Annotated in this window: 13 protein-coding genes; 10 read left to right on the forward strand and 3 right to left on the reverse strand. The window is 42.0% G+C overall.

The annotated features are described in order from the left end of the window. Positions 1-12 precede the first annotated feature (12 nt). From ACEN2L_RS01430 to ACEN2L_RS01445, 4 genes are all read left to right on the forward strand, one after another. Positions 13-468, forward strand: a complete 456-nt coding sequence (locus tag ACEN2L_RS01430) for a DNA polymerase III subunit chi (protein ID WP_306023199.1) — start codon at positions 13-15, stop codon at positions 466-468. A 4-nt stretch (positions 469-472) separates the two neighbouring features. Then, the gene (locus ACEN2L_RS01435; protein ID WP_441741443.1) at positions 473-3,250 is read left to right on the forward strand and encodes a valine--tRNA ligase; all 2,778 of its coding nucleotides are present in this window, start codon (positions 473-475) and stop codon (positions 3,248-3,250) included. A 95-nt stretch (positions 3,251-3,345) separates the two neighbouring features. Further along, positions 3,346-4,845, forward strand: a complete 1,500-nt coding sequence (locus tag ACEN2L_RS01440) for a bifunctional metallophosphatase/5'-nucleotidase (protein WP_441741444.1) — start codon at positions 3,346-3,348, stop codon at positions 4,843-4,845. Next, the gene (locus ACEN2L_RS01445) at positions 4,842-6,500 is read left to right on the forward strand and encodes a diguanylate cyclase domain-containing protein (RefSeq protein ID WP_441741445.1); all 1,659 of its coding nucleotides are present in this window, start codon (positions 4,842-4,844) and stop codon (positions 6,498-6,500) included. The genes ACEN2L_RS01440 and ACEN2L_RS01445 overlap by 4 nt, the downstream gene beginning before the upstream one ends. Positions 6,501-6,571: 71 nt before the next feature. Here ACEN2L_RS01445 and ACEN2L_RS01450 read toward each other — a convergent pair whose 3' ends face one another. Next, the gene (locus ACEN2L_RS01450; RefSeq protein ID WP_306023203.1) at positions 6,572-7,096 is read right to left on the reverse strand and encodes a DUF3016 domain-containing protein; all 525 of its coding nucleotides are present in this window, start codon (positions 7,094-7,096) and stop codon (positions 6,572-6,574) included. Positions 7,097-7,209: 113 nt separating this feature from the next. Beyond that, a complete protein-coding gene (locus ACEN2L_RS01455; protein ID WP_306023204.1) occupies positions 7,210-8,577 on the reverse strand; it encodes a DUF4397 domain-containing protein in 1,368 nt (455 codons plus the stop codon). A gap of 220 nt (positions 8,578-8,797) precedes the next feature. Here ACEN2L_RS01455 and ACEN2L_RS01460 point away from each other — a divergent pair, with 220 nt between their 5' ends. From ACEN2L_RS01460 to ACEN2L_RS01475, 4 genes are read left to right on the forward strand one after another with little or no spacing between them, the layout of a single operon-like run. Then, a complete protein-coding gene (locus ACEN2L_RS01460; RefSeq protein WP_441741446.1) occupies positions 8,798-9,655 on the forward strand; it encodes a MipA/OmpV family protein in 858 nt (285 codons plus the stop codon). A 23-nt stretch (positions 9,656-9,678) separates the two neighbouring features. After that, entirely contained in the window at positions 9,679-10,038 is a 360-nt protein-coding gene (locus tag ACEN2L_RS01465) for a DUF3019 domain-containing protein (RefSeq protein WP_306023215.1), read from the forward strand. Then, positions 10,038-10,739: a response regulator gene (locus ACEN2L_RS01470; protein WP_441741447.1), complete on the forward strand. Its 702-nt coding sequence runs from the start codon at positions 10,038-10,040 to the stop codon at positions 10,737-10,739. Before ACEN2L_RS01465 ends, ACEN2L_RS01470 begins: the two co-directional genes overlap by 1 nt. A gap of 5 nt (positions 10,740-10,744) precedes the next feature. Continuing rightward, positions 10,745-11,980 (forward strand): ATP-binding protein, encoded by a 1,236-nt coding sequence (locus ACEN2L_RS01475; protein WP_306023207.1) that lies wholly within the window; start codon positions 10,745-10,747, stop codon positions 11,978-11,980. Here the strand turns inward: ACEN2L_RS01475 and ACEN2L_RS01480 are convergent. After that, a complete protein-coding gene (locus tag ACEN2L_RS01480; RefSeq protein WP_441741448.1) occupies positions 11,977-12,336 on the reverse strand; it encodes a hypothetical protein in 360 nt (119 codons plus the stop codon). The two genes, ACEN2L_RS01475 and ACEN2L_RS01480, sit on opposite strands and share 4 nt — an antisense overlap. 242 nt (positions 12,337-12,578) lie before the next feature. Between ACEN2L_RS01480 and ccoG the strand changes: the two genes are divergently transcribed. Both ccoG and ACEN2L_RS01490 read left to right on the forward strand, forming a co-directional pair. Next, entirely contained in the window at positions 12,579-14,018 is a 1,440-nt protein-coding gene (gene ccoG, locus ACEN2L_RS01485; RefSeq protein ID WP_441741449.1) for a cytochrome c oxidase accessory protein CcoG, read from the forward strand. Between the two features lie 20 nt (positions 14,019-14,038). After that, the gene (locus ACEN2L_RS01490) at positions 14,039-15,013 is read left to right on the forward strand and encodes a serine/threonine protein kinase (RefSeq protein WP_306023210.1); all 975 of its coding nucleotides are present in this window, start codon (positions 14,039-14,041) and stop codon (positions 15,011-15,013) included. Positions 15,014-15,025 lie beyond the last annotated feature (12 nt).

Consider the following 15,025-nt stretch of genomic DNA (forward strand, 5'->3'; position numbering starts at 1 on the left):
CAACAAACACTCATGGCTAATGTGTCATTTTTCTTGCTAGAAGAACCTCAGGTTGGCAGTTCAGTGCTTGCGCATTTTGAACTTGCCTGCCTAGCTGCTGCTCGTTGTTTTAGGCAAAAACAAAAGTGCTTAGTGTTTTGCCAAGATAAACAACAAGCGGAGCAGTTTGATGAACTTTTGTGGCAACTGCCAATTGACGCCTTTGTTCCACACAATTTAGCCGGCGAAGGCCCCGTTGGCGGTGCACCAGTTGAAATAACCTGGCAAGCACCGCAGCGATTTTCGAGACAGGTATTAATCAATTTAGCTGACCTTGTGCCTGAATTTCATACTCGCTTTCATCAAGTCATTGACTTCGTGCCACATGCCGAAGAACTCAAACTCAAGGCTCGCGAGCGCTACAAACATTATCGTGCGGCAGGTAATCAATTAGATACCCAGGCTGCCTCAAGTATTTACGAGAATTAAACCCATGGAAAAAACGTACAGCCCACAAAATATTGAACAGCAATGTTATCAACAGTGGGAAAACCGCGGTTACTTTAAAGCGTCTGGTCAAGGCGAGCCCTATTGTATTTTATTACCGCCGCCAAACGTCACTGGTAGTTTGCATATGGGTCATGGTTTTCAACAAACCATTATGGATGCCCTAACCCGCTATCACCGTATGAAAGGCGATAATACTTTGTGGCAATGTGGTACTGACCACGCCGGTATTGCGACCCAAATGGTGGTAGAACGCCAACTCAATGCACAAAATTTGACGCGCCATGACTTAGGCCGTGAAGCTTTTGTTGAAAAAATCTGGCAATGGAAAGCGGAGTCAGGCGGTAATATCACTCAACAAATGCGTCGTTTAGGCACCTCTCCTGACTGGGAGCGTGAAGCGTTCACTATGGATGACGATTTGTCAGAAGCCGTAAACGAAGTGTTTGTGCGTTTATACCAAGAAGGGCTGATTTACCGTGGAAAACGCTTAGTAAACTGGGACCCAGTCTTACACACTGCGGTATCTGATCTTGAAGTATTAAGTGAAGAAGAAGCCGGTTTTATGTGGCACATGCGTTATCCTTTGGCTGACGGCTCTGGCGAATTAGTGGTGGCCACCACTCGACCAGAAACCATGTTAGGCGATACCGCCGTAGCCGTTCACCCTGAAGATCCGCGCTATCAAGCGTATATTGGTAAACAAATTAAATTGCCTATCACTGGCCGTCTTATCCCTATTATTGCTGACGATTATGTTGAACAAGATTTTGGTACCGGCTGTGTAAAAATCACCCCTGCCCATGACTTTAACGACTATGAAATGGGTAAGCGTCATCAATTAGAAATGATTAATATTTTGACTGATGATGCCAAAATAAATGACGCCGCACCTGCTCAATATCAGGGATTAGACCGCTTTGAGGCACGAAAGCAAATCGTCGCTGATTTAACAGAATCGGGCGTTTTGATTAAAATAGAGGATCACAAACTTAAAGTCCCCCGTGGTGATCGCTCTGGTGCCGTTATCGAACCCTATTTAACCGACCAGTGGTATGTTGCCGTAGAAGAACTCGCCAAGCCTGCTATTGAAGCAGTAAAAAGTGGTGAAATTAAATTTGTCCCTGAGAACTGGGACAAAACCTATTACCAATGGATGAACAACATTCAAGATTGGTGTATTTCTCGCCAGCTTTGGTGGGGGCACCGCATCCCTGCTTGGTATGATGACAGTGGGCAATTTTTTGTCGGTCGAACTGAGGCTGAGGTGCGTGAACAACATCAGCTAGGTGCTGAAATTAACTTACGCCAAGATGCTGATGTTTTGGATACCTGGTTTTCATCGGCGCTCTGGCCATTTGCCACCATGGGCTGGCCAAAACAAACGCCAGAACTCAACACTTTCATACCAAGCGCAGTGCTGGTAACTGGTTTTGACATTATTTTCTTCTGGGTAGCCAGAATGATCATGATGACTAAAAAATTCACTGGTCAAATCCCCTTCAAAGAGATTTATATCACCGGCCTTATTCGCGATGAAAATGGCGATAAAATGTCTAAATCCAAAGGTAACGTCATTGACCCCATCGATTTGATCGACGGTATTAGCATTGAAGAGTTAGTCGCAAAACGCACCTCAGGCATGATGCAGCCAAAATTAGCGGAGAAAATCGCTAAGCGAACTCAAGCCAGCTATCCTGAAGGTTTTGCCGCTTACGGCACTGACGCCCTACGTTTTACCTTTGCTGCAATGGCCTCCACCAGCCGTGACATCAATTTTGATGTAAAACGGGTTGAAGGATACCGTAACTTCTGCAACAAATTATGGAATGCTTCGCGCTTTGTATTGATGAACACCGAAGGGCAAGACACGGGCTTAGCCGGTGGTGAACTTGAGCTAAGCGTAGCTGACCGCTGGATACTGGCGCGTTTACAAACCACCTTAAAAGAGTTTGAAACAGCCGTCGCAGAATATCGCTTTGATATCGCCGCTCAGGTCGTATACGAATTTACCTGGAATCAATTCTGTGATTGGTATTTAGAGCTGACTAAACCCATTCTAAATTCAGAGCAAAGTAGTGACGCACAAAAACGCGGAACTCGTCACACCTTAGTCAATGTATTAGAAAATATTTTGCGCATACTGCACCCCATCATGCCGTTTATTACGGAAGAAATTTGGCAACGAGTGGTTCCTCTGTGTCGTGAATTATCCGCTGATGGTTCGCAAAGTATTATGATGCAACGTTTCCCTGCACAAAACGAAAGTTTGATTGATAAACAGGTTATTGATGACATCGAATGGATGAAGAGTTTTGTTCTTGGTATTCGTAATATCCGGGGTGAAATGGATATTCCACCCAGCAAACCTCTTGCGGTATTGTTGCGTAACGCCAGCGCTAAAGATTGGCAACGCTTGCAGAATACTCGCGCGTTTTTAGGTACCATTGCCCGATTAGAAAGCATTAATTTGTTAGAAGCGGATGAAGAAGCACCAGCCAGTGCAACGGCCTTAGTGGGGGAAATGGAAATTTTAATCCCAATGGCAGGTCTTATTGATAAAAATGCCGAACTTGCCCGTATTGCCAAAGCGCTTGAAAAAGTGCAAAAAGACTTTGACCGAACTCAAGGTAAATTGGCTAATGAAAAATTTGTGAGTAACGCACCGGCCGAAGTAATTGAAAAAGAGCAAGCTAAACTGGCTGACTTTTCAATGCAAATTGCCAAGCTAAAGGAACAAAAACTGACCATTGAAGCCTTATAATTTTAGGTAGCTTGGCCTTACGTAATACCTGCATCATCACAAGGTGGTGCAGGCTCATTTTTCAGTAGTGACGGTTCTATTCATGTTGGTTAAGAATGTTTATTAAATATCGCGTTTTGTTGACTGTTTTATTAGCCCTTATGACTAATTTGGCGCTTGGCGAACCAACACGAGAAAATAAACTGTCTTTGGTATTTGCTGCCAATATGCCAGAGATAACCAAAAGTAAGAAATTGGGCTATGCAAAACTCGCCAGTTTATTGGAGCAAAGTCGTCAAGAAGACGAATTCACTATATTTATTTTTGGTGGTGGAAGCTTAGGGCCGAGCCCATTATCAAGCTTAGACCGCGGCTCTCATATCATCGACATCCTCAATACCCTAGAGCCCGATTTAATGACTATCGATAAACGCGAGTTTAGTTATTTTGAAGACGAACTCACATTGCGCTCTTATGAAGCAGCCTTTCCTTTTGTTAGTACAAATCTGTATGACCCGCTAAATAAAGGAAATTTAGAGGGTATTAATACCAATCTATTAATTAATAAAGGCGGCTTGCACATTGGTATTATCTCTATTTTAGACGAAGAGGTGGTAACAGAATATTTGTTACAACGAGCCAATATAGAAGAGCCTAGAGAAGTCATTAATCAACAAATAAAGCAATTGCAGCGCAAAGGTGCTGACATCATCGTAATGATTTACTCTAAGCACAAAGACTATTACCAGCCGCTAATAGAGTCGAATAAAATCGCCTTTGCTTTGCGCCTCGCCTCCACTAGCGATATTGCGACTCCTCAAGAAAACATGCTTCGTACATTTACTGTGACAGACAAAGATCCGGTAATACGTTTGAATATATCTTGGCAGGCAGATTCTCCTCATAAAGTCAGCGTAGAAGAAAGTAAAGTCGATTTTGATTCTTTGATTGCTCACCGAACAACTTCATTGCTAATAGACGAATACAACATGCGTCTAAATCGATTGTTAAATCAATCCATAGGACGCACTAGCACCACATTTAACACTCAACGCCAATTAGTTAGAACCCAAGAAGTCGCGTTTGGCAACTTTATTGCGGATGCCCTGAAAGAAGCCACCAAGGCCGATATTGCCCTAGTCAATGGTGGCATTATTAGGGGCGACAAAGCCTACCAAGCTCAAAGCGTGATCACTCGTGGTGATATTGCTAGAGAATTGCCCTTCAGAAGCCATATCGCCACCGCAACTATCACGGGGCAGCAATTATTGTTGGCCTTAGAAAACGGGCTGAGCGAAGTAGAATCAGCCAAAGGCCGCTTTCCTCAGGTGGCAGGAATGAAATTCCGTTATTCAATGAAACATCCCGCTGGTTCGCGAATCCAGGCTATCAGCATTAATGATCAGCCCTTGCAGCCAACTAAACAGTACAAGTTAGCGACATCAGATTACCTATTAAAAGGCGGAGACGGTTACACCACATTATTGATGACTCAAGATAAAAGCGTTACAACCTTAGATACCCCCTTACTTTCTGATGTGGTGATACGAGCCATACAAAGCCAGCAAGTCATATCACCCAAAATTGAAGAACGAATAGTGAGATTAGACGAATGATCTCAGCCATAGACAAATCGAGGAAACATAGAATATCTCTCAATCGAATTTTTAGTATTACTTCGGGTGGGATGTTACTGCTGTTTCTTATTCTTACGTGGTTAATCTATTCCAGTTTGATGGGTTTCAAAACCTTGTTAGACGATATCGCAGACGAGTCACTGCCTAACATTGTTTTTTCCAGCAAATTATACGGTGAATCTTCACGCTTATTAGAAGCAACACAACAGCTATCAAAATCAAATTCAGACGCCAGTAAGCGCTTAGCCGAAGAAAAAGTCGAGCAATATTTAGCTCAGTTAAAACGCATTTCTGAACAATATTTTAAAAATGAATTTTTAGACGTCCAGCTCAATATTATCAGTTTGGAAATCGCTGAATTTACCGCTCTAATTAAAAAAAACTTACTGATAAATCAGCAAATAAGTGAAAAAGAAAAAGCCATTTATCGGCTATTTACTCTTTCTTTGGCCTTTGAATCTAACGTAAATGACTTTGGCCAAACCAAAGAAAATTCGTTTTGGGCAATGCAATTATCTAAGACCATTGTTAATGTCAGCCGTAGTATCAATATGAATCGACTGCAGGAAGTAAGAGACCTTTTTAGACAATTCAATACTGATCTTGAGCTCTTACGCCAATATGCTCAGCAAGAGACTAACAGTAGTCAAAAACTTAAGTTAACCAATAACTTAGCTCAACTTATTGTGCAAGAAGAAGGTCTGCTTCCTTTAAAAATATTGCAGCTACGCACTGCGGGAAGAGCGATTGGGCGCGAGAATTTTGTTCACAATTTAATTCAAGATTTTGGCCGATTGCTCGAGTATTCAGCTAAAGAGACAGAAGAAAAAATTACTAAAAAAATGGGGGCGACAATAAACAAAGCCGAAAGTGAAACTTCGATTATTGGCGTTGCCTTAATTGTTGGAGTTATATTTTTAATTGTTCTGATCATCTTTATACAAAAAAATATCATGGCGCGTTTAGATATGCTCAACACCATGGTGAAAGGCAAGATAAAGGGTCAAGTCATGTCTGCGAACTTAAAAGGCAATGACGAAATTACAGATATCGCTAATAGTTTTGTGCTGTTTAGCGAAACCATAGAACAGCAAAACGTTAAATTAGAGCAAATGTCGCTATCAGATGGTTTAACCAATATCGCCAATCGCCGTGCATTAGATATCAGGCTGTTACACGACATTGAGTTATCTATACGTAAAAAATCTTACGTAGCAGTCCTCTTAATGGATGTAGACTTTTTCAAACTGTATAACGACAACTACGGGCATGCGGCGGGTGATGAATGTTTAAAAGTAATTGCTCATACCATTAAGCATGCCTTAAAACGTAACTCAGATTTTATTGCCCGTTATGGTGGTGAAGAGTTTGTTTGTGTATTGCCTGACACTGACTTACAAGGAGCGGAAGACATTGCTCAGCAAATATTGCAAAGCGTTCGCGATAGTAAGGTGCAGCATAAAATGAGTGCCATTAGCGATGTTGTGACCTTAAGTATAGGCATTGCTGTTTCAGGCCCAGATAAGGTACTAATGCCAGAACAGTTGTTAAATCAATCAGACAAGGCGCTTTATCTGGCGAAGAGTAAGGGGCGAAACCAATATTGCACCTACTCGGCTTTAGTCAATAACTAAGATTAATTCGTCTCAGTCACTGAGCCAATAAAAAAGCTGCCTAAGCAGCTTTTTACAATTGTGTAGTTGACTCAGTTCTTAACCACCAAGGCCGGAAATTCAGCGTCAAACCAGCTTTTCAACATGTTTTTTTCATACCGTAAATTTTCGGAATCAAAAAAACGATTTGCTCTGTCCATAAACGCCATATCTTTTAGATCAACCTCTGCTTGTTGCACAATTTCACCCGCCTTATTTGTAAGCGTATAAGAAAAGCTCATTCGAGGTATGTCGATGTTTTTTACGACTCTTACATCGTTCGTGCTGTGCCCAAGACCAACAAAAGAGGCTGGCCAAACCTGACCTGCTAAATCCAGATTAGTCACATTGAGCGTGAGTTTTTGCCCTTGAGGTAACTGCTCTGCCAATTTAACAATATAGTCTTGTAGCTCGGCAAATGTGTGCTCCCGAAAGCGTTTTCGTGATTCGCCCGTAGGCCTAACGTCACGATAACTTTCTGGGTTTTGCCAATTTACTTCTACCTCAGCCTGGCTAAAACTTGGGACTGAAATTAACGCCAAAGAACTTGCCACTAAAGGTACAATTAACTTTTTCATTTATCTCTCCTCGCTCTTGTTTAATAGAGTCGAGTGTAAACTCAACGCTATGAACTTAAACTGAATCGCGTTTAATAGCTAGGCACTTAGACTATGCGAGTTCAGACTGGTATCTAATTTAACACCTGTATTTTGAACCCCGTCGCTGAGTTAGGTTCACTTTCAAAGGTCATAATAGTATTTTTGCCTTGCATGAATTCTACTCCTTCAATACGATCAAGTAACAATTTATTATTATCAAGCTCGGCCAAAACAACAATTTGATAGTTATCTTGCGGTAAAGTAATGGCCTTATTTTTTGCAAGGTTTAATCCAGAAACATGGTATCTAGCGGTTTCTAAGGTCTCATCCGAACGAACAAAAAATACATTGATAAACGGATAATCAGTGACCAAATTTACCACCTGAATATTGAAGTCATGCACCTGTGGCAGTTTACTTTCGTCAAATGTTAATACGTTTAACTGACTTTCTTGGTTTCGATAAAGCACGATTGCTTTGCTATCTCCCTGATTTAAGGTGAGCAAGCGATTGTTAAACACTAAAGCGGTTTCACTCTCTACCTGCGCAGATAAACGATAGTCTCCGAAATTTACTGCTGAATAGGCGCTTAACGTATGAGCGTTAACTGTAGCGGCACTCGTATTGCCTGAAATGCCTTCTAAGCTCACTTGTGCTGTTAGGCCCTCAGCCAAACTGTTGTAAATTCGGTATTGAGCGGTTTCATTCAAATCAGGATAGGTGCTAACCGTGCTGGCATTCGCAATAACATCTAACTCGATATGGCCACTGTTTGCACCTGCAGTTTCGCGTAGTATCAACAGGTATTCAGTAGAAAAAGTAAAATTGATATTGGCACTTTGGAACACTGGCTCACTTTGCCCGGGTAAGGTTAAAAACACCACATACTCACCAAGGGTAAAATCCACATTCGCCCCATCCCAATGCACAACCTCACTAAACTCATTATTTGTCAGCTGACTCAGCTTGTGGGCATCAGCAAAGCTGCCACCCGCATTAGCCATATATAAGTCGTACTCTTGATTTGAGTTTGTAACAGATAAACCAAACAATCGCAGGTGCGCGTTTAATTCTTCTCGGGCAAACTGATATAAAGTTAACTCGGTAGCACTGGCGTTTTCGCTCATGACAAGCACATTTTTTTCACCTGCTTTGAGAGTTACTTGTATTTCATCAATTAACACCTCTTTACCGTCTGTATCCAGTCGATATAAGGCCAGTGAATAATCACCACGTTCAAGGGTAAGTAAGCTTGTTACATCACCGTAGGAAGCGGAGCCCAATGTTTTGCCATCTACTATTTTCATGTAGGTAAGGGCGCTGCTAGATGCGCCATTATAAAATTGCAGGTAGGCATCTGGGTAGGTGGGATCACTGTCCTTGTTGTCTGAGCCACCGCAGGCGCTAACTAAAAGTGTCAATAGCATCAATAAATAGTGCACTACATATTTGTTTTTCATACTTGCTTTGCATTCCCTGATAGTGGATTTTCATGAGTAATTATTTGTGGCATCACAACGTAAAAGTCGTTAAACGTGCAAAAGTGTAGAGAGAACTACGTTTAAAAAGCGATTCAAATTGGCATCAATTGTTAATATTTGTAATCAAAGAGTCTGCCTTTTAGATAAATCTGCTAGCATATTGCCTCTTCTAATATTCAGCTATCACTGCGGATTTAATGTGAGTATTCGTTCTAAAATTGTGTTTACTGTGTTGTTGCTAATAGCGCCTTGGTGCCGTGCAGCTTGCACGCATGATGAGCAGTGTGTGTCGCCACAAAGTTGGCAATTTGGTGTAGCGTTAGGTCTCGGTTTTGGTTCTAATCCGCTAAAAGACGGGGATACTATTCCTTTATTTATTCTGCCTGATATCGCATGGTATGGAGAAGCCGCTTATTTTGACAATGGTGAATTAGGCTATCAATGGACGGAACATGCTCATTCCGCGTTCGTGACCTTTTTAGAGGTCGACCAAGAACGCGCTTATTTTAGTTTTTGGCACCCAGTCAACATTCTTAACCCTATTAATAAAAATAGTAATTTGACCGCCCTAGATGGTGGCTTGAGTACTGGCCCAGAAAAGTTGTCTATCGACCATATAGCAACACGGGATTGGGCTATTTTAGCCGGCACCCGTTGGCATTATTATACTCAAGATGCACAGTGGCAAATCTCTGTATGGCAAGATGTAACAGGCACCCATAATGGTCAAAAAATGTCTGTGTATTATCAACATAGTTGGAATTGGCAGACACTGCGATTGGTGGCTGAGCTTGATGTCGTTTGGAAAAGCAGCAAGCTACTCAATTACTATTATGGAATTCGACCATTGGATAAAGTGGACCCGTTTTTTTATTATCAGGCCAAAGGGGGCTGGCAACCCGCGCTGACCTTATCCATACAAAAGCCATTAAATGACAAATGGCTGTGGCTAACTAAGCTAAGTGTGCAAAAACTCAATAAAGGCATGACGCAAAGTCCACTTGTAGAAGACTCGTCGATTTATCGTTTTTTTAGTGGTTTTGCTTATCAATTTTAACGGAATCTAACTTGAAGCTAGCTGTGCTGTGTCTGTTTTGTTGTTTACTATGTAGTTACCGAGTCAGCGCCAAGTCGCCTAATTGGCACGTCAAACCAACGACCTGTATCAGTGCCTTGCCAGAGGTATCTTGTGTGTTTACCTTATTCATTGCACTGGAAAATATGACTGCAGAACAATACTGTTTGAGCCTGGATTCACGCAATTTAGGCTGCTACTCGATTACTGAATTTCCTCTCGAGCTCACCGTAAAATTAGAGCAAAGTGAGCAACTCACTTTACTTGATACAAAACAAACCACACTGTTGACGACTACCTTGTTTATTAAGTCTCAACGACAAAAACAACGACGCAGACTTCGCAGTCCTTGGAGTATTTTTTAATGGCCTATGTATTATTGGTAGAGGATGATCAAAGACTTAGCGAATTAATTGTGAGTTATTTAAGCCAGCAAGGTTTTGAGGTTAAACACCTTTCCAACGGCGACACTTTACTCAGCCAAGTAAAACAGACAAAACCCGACATCGTATTATTGGACGTTATGTTACCTGGTGAAAACGGCTTCACTTTGTGTCGGCAAATACGTCCCTTTTATAACGGGCCATTATTATTTATGACCGCCAAGGGCGATGATTTCGACCAAGTACTGGGGCTTGAAATAGGCGCGGATGATTATATTGTCAAACCTGTTGAACCACGAGTACTCCTGGCAAGGATTAATGCCTTGTTGCGCCGAGCTCGGCACCTAAGCTCTCCTTCTTTGCCAGTGCAAAAATTAGTGTTTGGCCAATTGGTTATTGATAAAAATGCTCGCTGCGCCTTGCTCAAAGGACGCAATGTACAATTGACTAGCCACGAATTTGATATGTTATGGAAACTTGCAGAAAATGCCTCAACGCTTGTCGAACGCAGTGTGTTATATGATGAATTAATTGGTCGAGAATACGACGGTTTAGATCGCTCTGCCGACGTCAGAATTTCACGCCTACGCAAGAAACTAGAAGATAATCCTTTGCACCCTTACCGTATTAAAACGATTTGGGGCAAAGGCTTCTTTTTTGTCGCTGAAGCCTGGGACGAATAACATAAATGGCTAAATTGTTTATTAGTCTTTATGTATTCATTACCTTGGCTCTACTTGGTCTCAGTGCTGGCTTAGATAGCTTTTTTACCCCACCTGCAACACCGGCGCGTTCACACTTACATCAACTTTTAGCTGCAGCAAACAAACAAAATATTGATATACAGAGCTTACTGCAGCACACCAATATTGCTTATCGCTTGTTAGATAACAGTGATATTGCATGGCCCCCCGACAACCAACATCAATTAGATAGTGGTGAAGCGGTGAGTGTTTTTGACCCACTGTTAGGCGAACAAATTTATCTCTTACTCGAATCAGGCCGCTTACTAGAATTATCGCTTAATGATGCAGCGCCAGACAGAACAAGCTTTTTCTTATACCGCACAATATTTTTTATTGCATTAGGCGGGCTGGTTGCCCTTTGGATTTGGCCGCTTTGGCGCGATTTGGAGGCCTTGAAAAAAAGTGTCACGACGGTTTTACCCGATGGTAACATCAGCAAAAATCATATCAGTAGTTCGTCTTTAGTCGCCCCCGTTGCAATTGCCTTAAACAGTATGCGCGACCAAATTTCAGCATTGATACAAAGCCAACGAGAGCTGTCGGGTGGGGTCGCTCATGAGTTTCGAACGCCATTAGCGCGCTTAAAATTTGCTTTAGGCATGTTAGATGAAAACCAAGACCAGTTACTCGCTAATATGCGTATGGATGTGCTTGAACTTGAGAAACTTGTCCAAGAGATGTTGGATTTTTCGGCGGGAGAGGCGCACATGCCGAACTTACACTTTTGCGAAATTCCTCTTAAGGCAATCTGCCTAAATGTAGTCGATAGATTAAACACGAGTCACTTAGCCCACCTGTCGGTTAGCGTTGAGGGTAATGATGAGCAAATAATCGGTGACGGACACTTTATTGAAAGGGCAATAGAAAACCTCTTACTTAATGCTGCCCGTTACGCGACACAGTGTATTGTGGTCACGATAAAAACTAATGAAAATAACCTTATGCTATTGGTGGAAGACGATGGCATGGGGGTAAGTGACAAGTTAGCTGAGAAGATTTTTGAGCCTTTTTTTCGTCCTGATGAGGCCCGCGATCGGGTTCAAGGAGGCGCGGGTTTAGGTCTTGCTATCGTCAAACGGGTCATGCAGTGGCATCAAGGTACATGCTCCGTTAGTAAAAGTGCGTTGGGTGGCGCTCAATTTACCTTGTACTTCCCGATGAAGATAACCAGAAATTAATTGGCCACTATTTGACTGCTGGCTATTTCACTACAAAGATAACGTAAATTAGCCCCATAAAAATATGGGTTTTTATCATTGGCTTGACAATAAAGGCTATCAAAATGGCTGACTGACATTTTGTTAGCGGTGATGGTTTCTAAATAGGCTAATTGAGATTCAGTTAAATTATTTGTATGTGAAATAATGGCTTGTCGAAAGATTGATAATTCATTTCTTTCGGCCATCAACGATATATCTAACATCCAATCCGCCACTTTGCTCTGCACATCGTCAAACCAATAATGTATAAACGGCGAGCGCAACAGTGCAACAAGAGCCAATATTTCAAAGGAGATTATAAAAAAACGCGTCATAACACTTATTGATTGATTTACCTATTACTAGAGTAAATGAAGTTGAGTGAATAGAGTACTAACATTAGTTATGTGCTGCCATAACTGGGGATAAACTCTTGTGCTAAATTTAACTGGGCGGTTAGAGCATGATTTGTTGATAGAAATCAAACAATAAGACACACAACAGCAGCAGCGATGATGAGTAACTGATATACTAAATCGTTTTTAGATTTTGCAGCATTTTCTAGCAAGGACACCACATGAGTGAACGAATCCCAGTTAAAGTGATTTCTCCCGTTAAAGTTCACAAACCCGACTCCAGTCAACATGATAACCACTACACTCCTCGTAGCCGCATTTATGTCCGTGCTGTATCAGGTACTCTGGAAAACTTTCGCCGTTTCTTTGGGCTTATTTTCTTAAGTGTATTTGCCATTCTTCCTTGGATCCAATATGACGGGCACCAGGCCATCTTGTTAGATATTGGTAGTCAACGATTTAATATTTTTGGCTTAACTTTATGGCCACAAGATTTAACTCTGCTTGCTTGGATTTTTATTGTTGCCGCTTTTGCCCTATTTTTTATCACGACCTTTGCAGGCAGAGTATGGTGCGGCTTTATGTGCCCGCAAACCACGTGGACGTTTATTTATATTTGGTTTGAAGAGTTAATTGAAGGCTCTCGACATCAGCGGATCAAATTAGATGAGCGAGCCATGAATTTTGATAAATTTTGGCGAAAGGCCTTAAAACATCTTGCATGGGTAGCGGTTGCTCTACTTACCTCTCTTTTATTTGTCGGTTATTTCACCCCTATCGACCAATTGTTTATTGAATTTTTTACCTTTTCTAGCTCTGCATGGACGGTGGGCTTTGTGCTGTTTTTTACCTTTTGCACCTATGGCAATGCAGGTTGGATGCGCGAAATAATGTGCACCCATATTTGTCCTTATGCGCGTTTTCAGTCAGCTATGTTTGACAAAGATACTTTCACTGTTGCCTATGATGCAACACGCGGTGAACAGCGAGGTCCGCGCAGTCGCAAAACGACAAGAGAAGCGAATCAAGAGAAAGGCTTAGGTGATTGCATCGATTGCAACCTATGTGTTCAGGTTTGCCCCACCGGCATTGATATTCGTAACGGTTTACAATACGAATGCATCAATTGTGGGGCGTGTGTCGATGCCTGTAACGGCGTGATGGAGAAAATGAATTATCCCAAAGGCTTAATCAGTTTCACCTCTGAAACCGAATTAGCGGGCGGAACAACTAAAATTATTAGGCCCAAATTAGTCGGTTATGCACTAGTGCTTGTTTTAATGTCTGGGTTATTAGTGTTTGAAATCATGACTCGCGTGCCCTTAGAAGTGGATATTATTCGCGATCGTAACTCCTTGTACCGTGAAACCAACGATGGCTTGATTGAAAACGTTTATACCTTAAAAATTCTCAACAAGTCACAACAAAAGCAAACTTATCTAATTAGCATAGTGGGCTTAGAGGGCGCTAAATTTATTGGTGAAAATACCGTTGTGGTAGATGGCGGCGAAGTGCTGACTTGGCCTATAAGCTTAGCCATCGACCCTTATAAAATAGAGCAAGATGTGACTGAATTCGAGGTCAAAGTTGAAGTGATCAATGACCCTTTAATTGACGTTCAAGTACAAGAGCCAAGTAACTTCTTATACCCTGACAATTAATACTTGGTGGAGCCAGGCAAATGACAAAATTTGATTTTTCTGGCTTAGGGCCTGACCTTATTTTAGACGCGATTGAGTCGTTAGGTATCCGAGTGGAGTCTGGCTTACTCGCACTTAACTCTTATGAAAACAGAGTGTATCAATTTATCGCTGAAGACCGTTTACGCTATGTAGTGAAGTTCTATCGGCCGATGCGTTGGACTGAGCTACAAATTAAAGAAGAACATGACTTTAGCCTCGAATTGGCGAGCCACGAAATTCCAGTAGTCGCCCCAATCATCTATCAGAATAATACCTTGCATCAATACCAAGGGTACTACTTCGCTCTCTTCCCCTCTGTGGGAGGTAGGCAGTTTGAAGTGGATAACCTTGACCAACTTGAGTGGATGGGCCGCTTTATTGGGCGAATTCATGCCGTAGCAAAAAGTGCAACTTTCGTACATCGCCCAAAATTTTCAGTTGAAGAACACTTGCTTGAGCCTTTGGAGCACTTGAAAAAAAGTGAGCTCATACCTGACTACTTGCACACCTCATTCTTTGCCATCCTAGAGCCTGTAGTCAACAAGACTTTGCAGCTCTACCGCGCTAACAAGACTGACAATATCCGACTGCATGGTGATTGCCACCCCGGTAATATATTATGGCGTGATGGCCCGACCTTTGTTGATTTAGACGATTGTCGCAGTGGTCCTGCTATCCAAGATCTTTGGATGATGTTGTCCGGTGACCGACATCAACAAATGCTGCAATTAGATACCTTAATAAATGCCTATGAAGAGTTTGCTGAATTTGACAACGAACAACTCAAATTGATCGAACCTTTAAGAGCCATGCGCATGGTGCATTACATGGCATGGTTAAACAAACGCTGGCAAGACCCCGCTTTTCCGCAAGCTTTTCCTTGGTTTGCCGATGGCAAATATTGGGAGCAACAAATTCTCTCTTTAAAAGAGCAAATGTCTGCCTTACAAGAAGCCCCCCTTACTTTGTTTTAACTGCACTTTCTA

It is taken from the genome of Flavobacterium sp. W21_SRS_FM6 (assembly GCF_052119645.1).
Taxonomy (GTDB): Bacteria; Pseudomonadota; Gammaproteobacteria; order Enterobacterales; family Alteromonadaceae; genus Paraglaciecola.

Coding starts and splice junctions, on each gene's coding strand:
- ACEN2L_RS01480 (WP_441741448.1), bottom strand. CDS start 12,336: ATGACGCGTTTTTTTATAATCTCCTTTGAAATATTGGCTCTTGTTGCA.
- ACEN2L_RS01470 (WP_441741447.1), top strand. CDS start 10,038: ATGGCCTATGTATTATTGGTAGAGGATGATCAAAGACTTAGCGAATTA.
- ACEN2L_RS01475 (WP_306023207.1), top strand. CDS start 10,745: ATGGCTAAATTGTTTATTAGTCTTTATGTATTCATTACCTTGGCTCTA.
- ACEN2L_RS01490 (WP_306023210.1), top strand. CDS start 14,039: ATGACAAAATTTGATTTTTCTGGCTTAGGGCCTGACCTTATTTTAGAC.
- ACEN2L_RS01430 (WP_306023199.1), top strand. CDS start 13: ATGGCTAATGTGTCATTTTTCTTGCTAGAAGAACCTCAGGTTGGCAGT.
- ACEN2L_RS01445 (WP_441741445.1), top strand. CDS start 4,842: ATGATCTCAGCCATAGACAAATCGAGGAAACATAGAATATCTCTCAAT.
- ACEN2L_RS01455 (WP_306023204.1), bottom strand. CDS start 8,577: ATGAAAAACAAATATGTAGTGCACTATTTATTGATGCTATTGACACTT.
- ACEN2L_RS01435 (WP_441741443.1), top strand. CDS start 473: ATGGAAAAAACGTACAGCCCACAAAATATTGAACAGCAATGTTATCAA.
- ACEN2L_RS01440 (WP_441741444.1), top strand. CDS start 3,346: ATGTTTATTAAATATCGCGTTTTGTTGACTGTTTTATTAGCCCTTATG.
- ccoG (WP_441741449.1), top strand. CDS start 12,579: ATGAGTGAACGAATCCCAGTTAAAGTGATTTCTCCCGTTAAAGTTCAC.
- ACEN2L_RS01450 (WP_306023203.1), bottom strand. CDS start 7,096: ATGAAAAAGTTAATTGTACCTTTAGTGGCAAGTTCTTTGGCGTTAATT.